The sequence below is a fragment of the Achromobacter sp. DH1f genome (genome assembly GCF_000633435.1).
GTDB lineage: Bacteria > Pseudomonadota > Gammaproteobacteria > Burkholderiales > Burkholderiaceae_B > Achromobacter > Achromobacter deleyi.
In genome coordinates, this window is sequence record NZ_AYMF01000010.1 from 557,524 (window position 1) to 570,778 (window position 13,255).

Annotated in this window: 9 protein-coding genes; 4 read left to right on the top strand and 5 right to left on the bottom strand. The window is 66.5% G+C overall.

The genetic code is table 11. From position 1 onward, the window contains the following. The first annotated feature begins 67 nt into the window (after positions 1 to 67). On the top strand, positions 68 to 2,080 hold the full coding sequence (locus U858_RS0110290; protein ID WP_232786524.1) for a DUF4344 domain-containing metallopeptidase: 2,013 nt from the start codon (positions 68 to 70) through the stop codon (positions 2,078 to 2,080). A 104-nt stretch (positions 2,081 to 2,184) separates the two neighbouring features. Here the strand turns inward: U858_RS0110290 and U858_RS0110295 are convergent, their stop codons facing one another. From U858_RS0110295 to ompR, 4 genes are all read right to left on the bottom strand, one after another. Next, on the bottom strand, positions 2,185 to 2,703 hold the full coding sequence (locus U858_RS0110295) for a carboxymuconolactone decarboxylase family protein (protein ID WP_025137075.1): 519 nt from the start codon (positions 2,701 to 2,703) through the stop codon (positions 2,185 to 2,187). A 74-nt stretch (positions 2,704 to 2,777) separates the two neighbouring features. Continuing rightward, the gene (locus tag U858_RS0110300; protein WP_006389231.1) at positions 2,778 to 3,326 is read right to left on the bottom strand and encodes a peroxiredoxin; all 549 of its coding nucleotides are present in this window, start codon (positions 3,324 to 3,326) and stop codon (positions 2,778 to 2,780) included. A gap of 59 nt (positions 3,327 to 3,385) precedes the next feature. After that, on the bottom strand, positions 3,386 to 4,780 hold the full coding sequence (locus U858_RS0110305) for an ATP-binding protein (protein ID WP_025137076.1): 1,395 nt from the start codon (positions 4,778 to 4,780) through the stop codon (positions 3,386 to 3,388). Between the two features lie 34 nt (positions 4,781 to 4,814). Beyond that, the gene (gene ompR / locus U858_RS0110310; RefSeq protein ID WP_003813882.1) at positions 4,815 to 5,549 is read right to left on the bottom strand and encodes a two-component system response regulator OmpR; all 735 of its coding nucleotides are present in this window, start codon (positions 5,547 to 5,549) and stop codon (positions 4,815 to 4,817) included. 130 nt (positions 5,550 to 5,679) lie between these two features. Here ompR and U858_RS0110315 point away from each other — a divergent pair, with 130 nt between their 5' ends. Next, positions 5,680 to 6,945, top strand: a complete 1,266-nt coding sequence (locus tag U858_RS0110315) for a bifunctional tRNA (adenosine(37)-N6)-threonylcarbamoyltransferase complex dimerization subunit type 1 TsaB/ribosomal protein alanine acetyltransferase RimI (protein ID WP_025137077.1) — start codon at positions 5,680 to 5,682, stop codon at positions 6,943 to 6,945. Next, on the top strand, positions 6,942 to 7,952 hold the full coding sequence (locus tag U858_RS0110320; protein ID WP_025137078.1) for a uracil-DNA glycosylase: 1,011 nt from the start codon (positions 6,942 to 6,944) through the stop codon (positions 7,950 to 7,952). Before U858_RS0110315 ends, U858_RS0110320 begins: the two co-directional genes overlap by 4 nt. Positions 7,953 to 8,052: 100 nt before the next feature. On the opposite strand, the gene lplT is transcribed toward U858_RS0110320, so the two are convergent. Further along, positions 8,053 to 9,372, bottom strand: a complete 1,320-nt coding sequence (lplT, locus tag U858_RS0110325; protein ID WP_025137079.1) for a lysophospholipid transporter LplT — start codon at positions 9,370 to 9,372, stop codon at positions 8,053 to 8,055. Positions 9,373 to 9,685: 313 nt separating this feature from the next. Here lplT and smc point away from each other — a divergent pair, with 313 nt between their 5' ends. After that, a complete protein-coding gene (gene smc / locus U858_RS0110330; protein WP_025137080.1) occupies positions 9,686 to 13,219 on the top strand; it encodes a chromosome segregation protein SMC in 3,534 nt (1,177 codons plus the stop codon). The last annotated feature ends 36 nt before the right edge of the window (positions 13,220 to 13,255 follow it).

A 13,255-nucleotide genomic window follows, 5' to 3' on the forward strand; every position in this document is an offset into this window, starting at 1 on the left:
TGGTTCGCCAGCACATGCTGAATTCGAGCAGCAACTCGGCCCGCTGGCCGGCGCGGTACGGCAGCAAATGCTGCAAGGCTGGACCGCAGGGGTCCAGGATGGCTGGTTCACCCTTCGCAACAAAGAGACCAGCGGCAGCGAACAGACGCTGTACCTGAATCTCGGCCCGGCGCCGGAAACGGGCCGCATCATCGACGTCAACGTCGTCCTGAATTCGCAGAAGCCCAAGGCCTCCATCGGCGTCGCGCTGACCAACCGCGCACGCAAGGGCCTGTGCCTGATCGAAATCACCGCTGACAAGAACACGCAGCTGTTCTGCCTGGACGGGCAGAACCGCCGTGACATCGCATCGGTGCCCAACCTGGTCAAGCTCGATGGTTCCGACCGCATCAAAGTGGTGGAAGTTCCGGGCGCCGCGCGCTTCATCGTGAACGGCCAGAAGGTCGGCGACGTCGAGGACGCCGCCGCGCTGGGTTCCGAGGTCGGCATCATGGCGTACGACGTCGGCACGTTCGGCATCGCCGACTTCACGGTCAATTCCAACCTGGCGCCCGCCAAGTCCGGCGGCGGCAACGCCCAGACCGGCGGCTTGCCGGCACGCAGCGGCGGCGGCGGGCAGCAGGGCGCGCCCCAGCAGACCGCGCCCCAGCAGGCCCCGGCCTCGGGCAACAACAGCGGCTTGCCGGGCTCGGGCCCCTATCCCCGTTTCGGCGGCGACTCCACCCGTATCGTGGCGGTCTACGTCGGCATCATGCGCAGCATTTTCCTGCATGAGTTCGGCCACGCGCTGATCGGCGAACTCGAACTGCCGTCGACGGGCGCCGAGGAAGACGCGGTCGACATCTATTCGGCGCTGCACATCGTCGAACCGACCATGTACCCGTCCGACGACAAGGACACCAACACCATGGTGCAGGGCGCGGCCAAGTACGCGGCGCTGCAGTGGTACTACAGCGGCAAGCTGGCCGAAGCCAAGGGCGCGGGCAACTCGCCCTGGCAGGATGAGCACACGGGCGACCTCAAGCGCTTTCGCAACATGCTGTGCATCATGTACGGCGGTAACCCGGGCGTGTTCGAATCGCTGGTCGAGCAGGTCGGCTTCGAAGACCGCACCAAGGCCCGCTGCGGCGACGAGTTCACCAAGCAGAACCGTGCCTGGCGCCGGATCCTGGCCCCGTACACCCGTGTCGGCGCCTGGACGCCGGACGGCCAGCAGCCGGCCAACGCGCCCGGCGCGCCGGTCAACGTGACCTTCGAGCCGTCTTCGCGCCGCATCGGCAACCTGTTCGCCAACAACCTGTCGCAAGCCATTGGCGACAACATCAAGCTGCTGGGCAAGACCTACGTGCTGCCGCGGCCGGTGAACGTGACCTTCAAGGATTGCGGCAAGCTCAACGCCTGGTACAGCCCGCGTGAAGGCACCATCACGATGTGCTATGAGCTGATCGAGAACATCGCGGTGATGATTTCCGACATCGAAATGGGCACGGTCGGCGGCGAGATCAAGCAAGGTGGCGCACCTGGGCAGCAGCCCCGGCAACCGCAACAGCAGCCGCAGCAGCAGCCCCAGCAGCAACCCGCTGGCGGCCAGCCCCAGCGCGCGCCGTCAGGTGGCTTCGATGAGCTGAAGGACATGGGCGTGCCGCCGACGAACCTGCTGTTCTCGGCGCCGTACAAAGGTCCGACGCCCATCAGCCACCCTCGCGCCAAGGTGATCACCACCAAGGACCTGGTCTATCTGCTCAAGAACGAGAAAAACCTCTTGATGATCGATACCAGCGGCCTGCGTGAAACCGTGCCGGATGCGTATCCGCTGATCGATGCGGGCCAGGATGGCAGCGTCGCGGACCAGATGCAGAACGCGTTCGACGGCTGGCTGCACAAAAAGACCGGCACCGAGCAAGAGCACAACGTGCCCCTGGTCTTCATCGGCGCCAGCATGAACGACCGCTCGTCCTATAACGCCGCGCTGCGCGCCGGGACGCTGGGTTGGCCGGCCTACTGGTACCGTGGCGGCATCGAGGCCTGGGTCGCCAACGGCCTGCCGACCGTGCAGGTCAAGGCTGCCCAGGGCAACTGAGCATGAGCGCGCCGCCGTCAGCATGATGGTTGACGCGATCGCCACCCGGCAAAAAGCCCGCCTGTTCGCACAGGCGGGCTTTTTTATCGCCGCGAAACGCGGGTTTACTTGCCTTGGGCAGCCAGCGCCAGGGCGGCGGCATTGACCACAGAGGCGATGCGGCCGGCGTCGCGCAGCTGTTCCGTCGACAGGCCGTCCTTCTTCAGGTTCTCGTAGTGCGAAGCCACGCAGAAGTGGCACTTGCCGATGATGGAGGCCACCAGGGCGAACAGCTCGAAGCGCTTCTTGTCGACGCCGCCATGGGTGGCGTAGGCGTTCATGCGCAACTGGGCCGGCAGGCTCTTCAGTTGGGCATCGCCGGTCATTTCGACGTACGGATACCAGGTGTTGTTCATGCCCATGAGCGCGGAAGCAGTCAGCGCGGCATTGGCGTCGGCTTCGGACAGGCCGCTCTTGAAGGCCTCGACCAGCACCGGGCTGCGCGCGGCATAGGCGGCCGACAGGGCGGCGCCGACAGCGTCTTCCGGGGCCAGCGTCGAGCGGGCGATCACGGCGTCCAGATTCAGGCGGATGTCCTTGGCCCAATCCGGCAGCTGTTCCTTAATGGTCGTAAGAAATTCCATAGTTTTTACCTATAATCTAGAGCAGTTAAAGCCCAGCGAAGGACCCGCAAGCAGGTCCTCGGCCGGGCTGGAAATTACAGCGTGGCGCCGCCAACCGTACGGTTGCACGGGCACAGCTCGTCGGTTTGCAGACCGTCGAGCAGACGCAGAACTTCTTCCGGGTTACGGCCGACGTTCAGGTTGTTCACCGAAACGTGCTGGATCGTGTTGTCCGGGTCAACGATGAAGGTGGCGCGCAGGGCAACGCCAGCACCCTTTTCGCGCACGCCCAGCTGGTCGATCAGGGCGCCGGTGGTGTCGCCGAACTGATAGTGACCCAGCTTGTTCAGGTCCGGGTGCTCACGGCGCCAGGCCAGCTTGACGAATTCGTTGTCGCTCGAGCCGCCCAGCAGGACGGCGTCGCGGTCTTCGAAATCCTTGGCCAGCTTGTTGAAGCCGACGATTTCGGTCGGGCAAACAAACGTGAAGTCTTTCGGGTAGAAGTAGATCACCTTCCACTTGCCGGGGAACGAGCTTTCGGTGATGTCTTCGAATGCGGACACGCCGTTTTCTTCGTGCTGGTTGAAGCCGGGCTTGACGCCGGTAACCTTGAAGGGCTCGAGTTTGTCGCCAACAGTTTTCATGTTTACTCCCAGTAGTTGTTGGTGGAATTAAGGCTGTGCCTCAAACCATAAATTCTACGCTATGGATTATCGTTGTCTAATTGATAATTCCTAAATTTGGCTTTGGGCAACTCTATCCGGGCAACCAGGCCGCCACCCTCGCGGGGCAGCATGCGCAGGGCGCCGCCCACGTGCTTGAGCAGGCGCTCGACGATCGCCAGGCCCAGGCCTGCGCCACTGACGCCGGTGCGGGCAGCCTCGCCGCGCGAGAACGGCCGCAGCAGGCGGTCAACGTCTTCGGGGGCGATGCCGGGCCCGCGGTCCGACACCTCGATGACGATCATGCCGCCCTCAGCTTGCAGTGTCATGACCAAATGGGCCTGCCCGTCGCTGGAACGGCCGTAGCGGCGCGCGTTTTCGATCAGGTTGCTGACGATGCGCTTGAGATCCAGCGCCGTGATGCGGGCGCGCAGGCCGGGTTCGAGCGTGGCTTCCAGGTCGCCGCCCAGCGACGAGGTATGGCTGCGCTCGCGCTCGTACAGCTCGGCCAGCACCGCCGAGATGTCGGTGGCCAACTGGGGCAGGGTGCCGGCAGGCCGGGCGTATTCCATCAGCTGGCCGATACTGTGGTCGATCTGGCCCAGGTCTTCGTCGATGGCCTGGCGAGCGTCTTCGGACACGCCGCTCAGCTCGATTTCCAGGCGCATGCGCGCCAGCGGCGTGCGCAGGTCGTGTGATATGCCCGCCAGCATCAGTTCCCGGTCGGCCTCGGCCTGCCGCAAGTCTTTCGCCATGCGGTTGAACGAGGCATTGAGGTCGCGGATTTCCAGCGGCCCCTGCTCGGGCAGCGGCGCAGGCGTTTCCCCGCGCGACAGCACCTGGGCCGCGCGCGCCAGGCGCGACAGCGGTCGGTTGACGAAGCCCACGCTGACCGCCGCACCCACCAGGGACAACAGCAGCGCCGTGGCGCCCCAGCCCAGCCATTCGATGCCGCCGGTCAGGCCGATCTGCTCGCGTTCGAACACCAGCCAGTACAGGTCTTTTTCGATCTGGAAGCTGACCCAGAAGCCGGGTACCTGGTTCACCCCCCACGCGATCTGCGTCTCGGGGCCGAAGCGGGTGCGGATGTGCTGGGCAACGCGCTGCCAGTAGTCGTCATCGGGCAGGGCTTCGGCGAAGTCGGTGACCTCGCGCGGATAGACCTGGATGCCTTCGTTGGTGGCCAGGTCGAGCAGGAGCTTGCTGCGTTCGCCGTTATGGGAGTAGATCAGCGCGGTGCGCGTGATATTGACGGCCGTGATCACCCGCTGCGCCATTTGATTGGCGCGCGGTCCCAGCTCCATGCTGAAGAAGACTTGTAGCCACGCCCCCAGGCTGACCAGCATCAGCGCGGCCAGCAGCAGGAACGTGCGGCCGAACAAGCCGAGCCGCAAACGTGAAGTCAGGTTCCTGAAGGTTCTGCGCAAGCGGGGCACGAGGCTGCGCTCCTGCCCGGGGCGGGCGTGTCGATCAGCTACCACCGTCCGGCACAAACACGTATCCGAGACCCCAGACGGTCTGGATGAATACGGGCTTGGACGGATTCGGTTCGATCAGCTTGCGCAGGCGCGAGATCTGAACGTCGAGGCTGCGGTCGAAGGCTTCGTACTCGCGGCCACGCGCCAGTTCCATGAGCTTGTCGCGGGACAGGGGGATCTTCGGGTGGCGCGCAAAGACCTTGAGCACCGAGAATTCACCCGTCGTGATCGGCACCTGTTCGCCGTTGCGCGTGAGCGTACGGGTCGACAGGTTCAGCACGTAGGGACCGAAGGCGATGGATTCGTTTTCCTGGCTGGGGGCGCCGGGATGTTCCTCGGTACCGCGGCGGCGCAGGATCGCGTTGATCCGAGCCAGCAATTCCCGAGGGTTGAAGGGTTTGGACAGATAGTCGTCCGCGCCCATCTCCAGGCCGACGATGCGGTCGATTTCTTCCGCTTTGGCCGTCAGCATGATGATGGGCGTGTTGTCGTGGCCACCGCGCAGCCGGCGGCAAATGGACAGACCATCTTCGCCGGGCAGCATCAGATCCAGCACGAGCAGGTCGAAGTGCTCGCGTTGCCAGAGTTTGCCCATCTCTTTGGCGTCTTCGGCAACGAAAACGTTGAATCCCTGTTCGGACAAATACCGACGCAGCAAATCGCGCAAGCGCGGATCATCGTCAACGACGAGGATTTTTCGGGTGGGGGTGGTGTTTTGCGTATTCATGGCCGGAAATGTAACAGTGACAAGAACCAGCGGCTAGTAGGCGTTCACAAGATATTACACATTGCGAACCATGGTTGAAATCCCCCTTACATACGGGGGAACGGCCCGGTATTTCGTACAATCTGCTCCTATGGAACTAAACCTGCTGGCTCTGGAAACCTCTTCGTCGCGTTGCGGCGTGGCCCTTTTGCGCGCGTCGGGCGACCGGCTGGAGGTCAGCGTGCGCGAACACGAGGGGTCCCAGGAGCACGCGGAACGGCTCTTGCCCATGGCCAACGAGCTGTTGGCCCAGGCCGGATTGCCCCCGGGCGCCCTGCACGCGGTGGCGTTTGGCCAGGGGCCGGGCGGCTTTACCGGCCTGCGGGTGGCCTGCGGCGTGGCCCAGGGCATGGGCATGGGGTTGGGCATCCCGGTGTTGCCCATTGTGTCGCACCAGGCCGTCGCCGCCCAGGCCGCTGGCGGGACGGACGAGGCCATCGTGGTGGCGCTGGACGCCCGCATGAATGAGGTCTACCTGGCGGTGTACCGCCAGGCCGGCCCCGCGGACGGTGAGCCCGTCTGGGAAACCCTGCAGGCGCCGCTGCTGATCGCCGCCGCCGAAGTCGTGCCCTGGACGGCGCACCATCTGCCCGGCTGGTCGCGTACCGCCGGCAGGCCGCTGACCGTGGCGCTGGCCGGCGACGCCTGGGATGCCTACGCCGCCGAGATGACCGCGCCCGATGCCTGGCGCCGCGCCAGCGAGGCCCTGCGGCCCGAGGCGGCCAGCGTGGCGCGCCTGGCGCGCCAGGGCTGGCTGCGTGGCGACGCCGTGCCGCCGGAACAGGCCGCGCCGCTGTACGTGCGCGACAAGGTGGCCTTCACCACCGCCGAGCGCCAGCGCGGCGAGGGCGGTAACCCGAAGGCCCCGTCGACCCTGGCGCCCGTGTGTCCGCAACTGCTGACCGACGCGGACCTGGACGAGGTCGTTGCGATCGAGGCCAATGTGCAGTCCTTTCCCTGGACCCGCGGCAACTTCGCCGACGCGTTGGCGGCCGGCTACGGTGCCTGGACGCTGCGCCGCGAAGGCCGGGTGGCGGGCTTCTGTATCGTGATGTTCGCGCCCGACGTGGCCCACGTGCTGGTGATTGCCGTGGCCCGCAGCCTGCACCGCCAGGGGCTGGGCAGCGTGCTGCTGGACTGGTGCGAGCAGCAGGCGCGCGAGCGCGGCCTGGAAGGCGTGCTGCTGGAAGTGCGGCCGTCCAATGTGTCGGCGGTCGCGTTCTACAAGGCTCGCGGCTATCTGCAGATCGGATTGCGGCGGGGCTACTACCCGGCCGAAAAGGGCGGGCGCGAAGACGCCCTGGTGATGCAGAAGCGCTTCGATGCGCTGGCCGCGCCCCAGGGAGTCGCGGCATGACGGCCCCGAACGCCGCGCCGGCCTCGTCCGCACCTCGCGTCAACCCGCTGCAGCGCCTGTGGCTGCGCGAGCTGGGCATGGAGCGCCTGTGGCTGCGCCCGGCCGCCACGCCGACGCCGCAAGTCGTTGTTTCAAAAACAGATTCTGCTGCGGTTGGACAAACGTCCTCGCCGCCGCCAGTGACGGCCAGCCAGGCGGCGCAGATCGTTGCCGCTGCGCCAGCCGTGTCTGCGGAAGGGAGCCAGGCCGGTACGCCCCAAGCGGGTATGCCCCAAGCGGGTACGCCCCAAACGGGTATGCCCCAAGCGGCGACGCCGCCCGCGGTGGCGCCCCGTGCCGGCGCCCCTGCCGTCGCCGTGCGCAGCGGTCCGCCGCCACGCCCGGCGCCGAAGGCGGATCCCGCCTCCGACACCGCGCCGGTGCGGGTGCCGGTGGGCGAGGCCGTCAAGAACGCCACCCTGGATGAACTGCGCGAGCAAGTGGTGGCCTGCACCGCCTGCGGCCTGTGCGAAGGGCGCCGCCATGCGGTGTTCGGCCACGGCGGCCAGCCCACGCGCTGGCTGGTGGTGGGCGAGGCCCCGGGCGAACAGGAAGACCGCCAGGGCCAGCCTTTCGTGGGCCGTTCCGGTCAATTGCTGGACGCGATGCTGTCGGCGGTGGGCATGAGCCGCGAGCGTGATGTCTTCATTGCCAACGTCATCAAGTGCCGGCCGCCGGGCAACCGCAACCCCAAGCCCGAGGAAATCGCCGCCTGCAGCCCTTACCTGATGCGCCAGATCGCGTTGCTCAAGCCCGAGCGCATCCTGGTGCTGGGCCGGTTCGCCGCCCAGGCGCTGTTGGGCACCGATGCCACCATCGGCAGCCTGCGCGGCCGCATCCACCAGATGAAGACGGACGAAGGGCGCGAGATTCCGGTGATCGTGAGCTACCACCCGGCCTATCTGCTGCGCAGCCCCGTCGAGAAGGCGCGCGCCTGGCAGGACCTGAAGCTGGCGGCCCGCATGTAGGCGGGCCTGGCGGTCCCGGGGCACTGGGCTCGGGGCCGGGGCAAGAAAAAAGGCCGGTGGTCCGTGACGGACCGCCGGCCTTTCTCATGCTGGCAGCGCGTCAGTGGCTCTTGGTCGAGTCCAGCGCGTGGCCGTGGCCTTCCTGGCCGATCTGGTCGTGCAGGTCGGGGTTGGCGGCCAGGTTGCGCTTGCTCCAGCGCATGAACACCACCATCAGCACGGCGACCACGGTGCCGAAGATCACGATGATGACGTTGATGGGCAGTTGCAGCCACAGCAGCAGGGTGTACATGGCCACCATCAGCAGGATGTTGAGCTGCTCGTTGAAGTTCTGCACGGCGATCGAGTGGCCGGCGGACAGCAGCACGTGGCCGCGATGCTGCAGCAGGGCGTTCATGGGCACCACGAAGAAGCCGGCCAGGCCGCCGGTGAGCAGCAGCAGCAGGTAGACGCTCCAGGGCGAATACACCAGCGGCATCAGCAGCACGACCAGGCCCATCGCGGCGCCCACGGGCAGCACCGCCAGCGCGCGGCGCAGCGGGATGCGGCCAGCCAGGATGGAACCGACCACCGTGCCCAGGGCTGCCACGCCCATCAGCATCGAAGCCTTGTCGAGCTGGTAGCCCAGGTGGCTGCGGCCCCATTCGATGACAATCAGTTGCAAAGTAGCGCCCGCGCCCCAGAACAGCGTGGTGACGGCCAGCGAGATCTGGCCCAGCTTGTCGCGCCAGAGCACGCAGACATAGCCCCAGAACGTGCGGATGAGCTTGACCGGGCTTTTCTGCTGGGGCGGATAGCGCACGTGGGTGCGCGGAATCAGCAGGTTGCACAGCGCCGCCAGCAGGTAGACGAAGGCGATGACCAGGATGGCGGCCTCGGCCGGCGTGTGCACCAGCTTGCCGATGAACGAGTGGTTCAGCAGCGCGGTCGACACCGTGGTCGAGATCAGCAGCCCGCCCAGCACCGTGCCCAGGATGATGGAGAAGACGGTCAGGCCTTCGATCCAGCTGTTGCCCTTGACCAGCATGGTCGGGGGCAACATCTCGGTGACGATGCCGTACTTGGCGGGGGAGTAGGCGGCGGCGCCGATGCCCACGACCGCGTAGGCGGCGCAGACGAGATAGGTCTGGTATTCAGGGGCGACGCCGACGCTGGCGTACGAGAACATCAGCAGGCAGCCGGCGACCTTCAGGGCGTTGGTCGAGAACATGACGCGGCCCTTGGGGAAGGAATCCGCCAGGGCGCCGACAAAGGCCGCCAGGACCACGTAGGCCAGCGCGAACGACCACTTCATCAAGGGCGCTAACCAGTCCGGGCCGTGCAGTTCCTGTATCAAGGCGATCGCTGCGATGAACAGCGCGTTGTCCGCCAATGACGAGAAGGCCTGCGCGGCCATGACCAGATAGAAACCTCGTTTCAAGAATGTCCCCGTTCTTTGACCTGAGCCCGGTCAGTCTGCGTGAAAATTTATGTGTCTTGCGAAAAAGTGTCAGCGAGTATAGCCCGTGGCGCGGGTAGGGCTATTGAGCGTTTGCCCGCGGGTTGCGGCAGGTCAGCCTTGGGGTGGCCAGGATGCGGGCAGCCCCCGGCTTGACCGTTGTTCACGTTTGGGGACAGACTGCCTGCGGTATCATACGACCCATACGTAAGCCGGCCCCCCTGGGGCCGGTTTGCAATGTGTGCGGCAGGTCCGTTAACGCCTTTCGTTCAACCCACCCCGTCGTCATCGTACTGTGCGTCTTACTCAGCTAAAACTCGCCGGCTTCAAGTCTTTCGTCGATCCCACCGTGATTCCCGTGCCCAGCCAACTGGTCGGCGTGGTGGGTCCCAATGGCTGCGGCAAATCGAACATCATCGACGCGGTGCGCTGGGTGCTCGGCGAGGCCAAGGCCTCGGAGCTGCGCGGCGAGTCCATGCAGGACGTCATTTTCAACGGCTCGGGCAACCGCAAGCCGGCGGCCCGGGCGTCGGTCGAAATGGTGTTCGACAACAGCGAAGGCCGCGCCGCCGGGCAATGGAGCACCTACGCCGAAATCGCCGTGCGCCGTGTGCTGACCCGCGATGGCGCCAGCAGCTATTTCGTCAATAACCAGCAGGTCCGCCGCCGCGACATCCACGACATCTTCCTGGGCACCGGCCTGGGCGCGCGTGGTTACGCCATCATCGGCCAGGGCATGATCAACCGCCTGATCGAGGCGCGCCCCGAGGAATTGCGGGTGTTCCTGGAAGAGGCCGCGGGCGTGTCGCGCTACAAAGAGCGCCGCCGCGAAACCGAAAACCGCCTGTCCGACACGCGCGAGAACCTGACACGCGTCGAAGATATCCTGCGCGAACTGAACAGCCAGCTGGAAAAGCTGGAAGCCCAGGCCGAGGTCGCCACCCGCTACCGCGAGCTGCAGGCCGACGGCGAAAAGAAACAGCATGCCCTGTGGTTCCTGAAGGAAACCGGCGCCCGCGAAGAGCGCGCCAAAAAAACCCAGGAAATGGCGCAGGCCCAGAACGAGCTCGAGGCCGCCATTGCCGGCCTGCGGGCCGGTGAAGCCGCGCTGGAATCCCGCCGTCAGGCCCACTACGCGGCCAGCGACGCCGTCCATGCGGCCCAGGGGGCGCTGTACGAAGCCAACGCCCAGGTGAGCCGCCTCGAGGCCGAGATCCGCCACGTGGTGGATTCCCGCAATCGCCTGCAGGCGCGCCGCGACCAGTTGCAGCAGCAGATCGCCGAATGGACCACCCAGCGCGAACACTGCACCGAGCAGATCGCGCAGGCCGAAGAAGACCTGGCGGCCGGCGCCGCCCGTACGGAAGAGGCCCGCGCCACCGCCGAAGACGCCCAGGCCGCCTTGCCGGCGGTCGAGCAGCGGGTGCGCGAAGCGGCCTCGGGCCGCGACGAGATGCGTGCCGCCCTGGCCCGGGTGGAACAGAACCTGGCCCTGGTGGCGCAGACCCAGCGCGACGCCGACCGCCAGATGCAGACCCTGGAGCAGCGCCGCGAGCGCCTGCAACAGGAACTGCGCGAATTGCACAGCCCCGACCCGGTGCGCCTGGAACAACTGGCCGGCGACCGCGTGGCGGGTGAAGACCAGCTTGAAGAAGCCCAGGAAGAACTGGCCACCCTGGAAGGCCGCGTGCCCGAAGCCGACGCCGAGCGCAGCCGCGCCCAGGCCGCCGCCCAGACCGACGCGCAGAACCTCGCCCGCCTGGAAGCCCGCCTGTCCGCGCTGGTCAAGCTGCAGGAAGACGTGCAGAAGCAGGGCGCACTGGAACCCTGGCTGGCCAAGCACGAGCTGGCCGGCCTGGCGCGCCTGTGGCAGAAGCTGCACGTGGAACCGGGCTGGGAAACCGCCCTGGAAGCCGCGCTGCGCGAGCGCATGGCCTCGCTGGAAGTGCGCAACCTGGACTGGGCCCGTGCGTTCTCCGACGATGCGCCGCCCGCGCGCCTGGCCTTTTACCAATTGCCACCTGCGGCACCTGCTCCGGCCGCACCGGCCGGCATGACGTCGCTGGCCAGCCTGCTGCGCATTACCGATCCCGATCTGCGCACGCTGCTCAACGAGTGGCTGGGCGGCATCTATACCGCCACCGACCTGACCCAGGCCCTGGCGCTGCGCGCCACGCTGCCGGCGGGTTCGGCCTGCGTGGTCAAGGCCGGCCATCTGGTCGATGCGCACAGCGTGCGCTTCTATGCCCCGGACTCCGAACAGGCCGGCCTGTTGGCCCGCCAGCAGGAAATCGAAAACCTGCAACGCGAGATCAAGGCTCAGCAGCTGATCACCGACCAGGCGCGCGCCGCCGTGGCCCGCGCCGAGGTCGCCTGGCAGCAGGTCAGCCAGGCCATCGCGCCGGCGCGCCAGCGCGTGGCCGAAGTCACCCGCCGAGTGCATGACATCCAGCTGGAACACTCGCGCCTGCAACAGCAGGCCGAGCAGTCCGGCGAACGCGCCTCGCGCCTGCGCCAGGACCTGGAAGAAATCTCGGTCCACGAAGAAGACCTGCGGGCCACCCGCGAAGAGGCCGAAGCCCGTTTCGAGACCCTGGACGAGGAACTGGCCGAACACCAGTCCAAGTTCGCCGACGCCGAAATGGACGGCGAGACCCTGGCCGCCCAGGCCGAGGCCGCCCGCACCCGCCTGCGCGAACTGGAACGCGCCGCTCAGGAAGCCGAATTCGCCGAACGCGGCATCCAGGTCCGCATCACCGACCTGCAGCGCAACCAGCAATTGGCGGCCGACCAGAGCCAGCGCGCCAGCGTCGAACTCGAGCAATTGCAGGCGGATCTGGTCGACCTGGACGCGTCGGCCTCGCAGGCCGGCCTGCAGGACGCCCTGGAACTGCGCGCCGAGCGCGAAGACGCGCTGTCGCGCGCCCGCCAGGAAATGGAAAACCTGTCGGCCCTGTTGCGTGGCGCCGACGAAGACCGCATGCAGCAAGAGCGCACGCTCGAACCGCGCCGCGCCCGCATCACCGAATTGCAGTTGCAGGAGCAGGCCGCCCGTCTGGCCGAAGAACAATTCACCGAGCAGCTGAACGCGCGCGAAGTCGACCGCGAGGCCCTGGCCCAGGATCTGGCCAACCAGCCCGACGAATGGCGCCGCGCCAACTGGCTGCAATCGGAAGTCACGCGCATCTCGCGCCAGATCGAATCCCTGGGCTCGGTCAACCTGGCCGCGCTGGACGAACTGAACACCTCGCGCGAGCGCAAGGGGTTCCTGGATGCCCAGCACCAGGACCTGATGACCGCCATCGAGACCCTCGAAGACGCCATCCGCAAGATCGACCGCGAAACCCGCGAACTGCTGCAAGAGACCTTCAACGTGGTCAACGGCCACTTTGGCGAACTCTTCCCCAAGCTGTTCGGCGGAGGCGAGGCCAAGCTCACCATGACCGGCGAGGAAATCCTCGATGCCGGCGTGCAGGTGATGGCGCAGCCCCCGGGCAAGCGCAACAGCACCATCCACCTGTTGTCCGGCGGTGAAAAGGCTCTGACCGCGACCGCACTGGTGTTCGCGCTGTTCAAGCTGAACCCCGCCCCGTTCTGCCTGCTGGACGAAGTGGACGCGCCGCTGGACGACGCCAACACCGAACGCTACGCCAACCTGGTCGCCAACATGAGCGAACAGACCCAGTTCCTGTTCATCTCGCACAACAAGATCGCGATGCAGATGGCCAAGCAACTGATCGGCGTCACCATGCAAGAGCAGGGGGTTTCGCGTATCGTTGCGGTAGATATAGATTCGGCCGTCCAGATGATGGCCTCCGAAGCGGCATAAACCAATATTCAGAATGGCGCCGGCTTCATGGCGCGG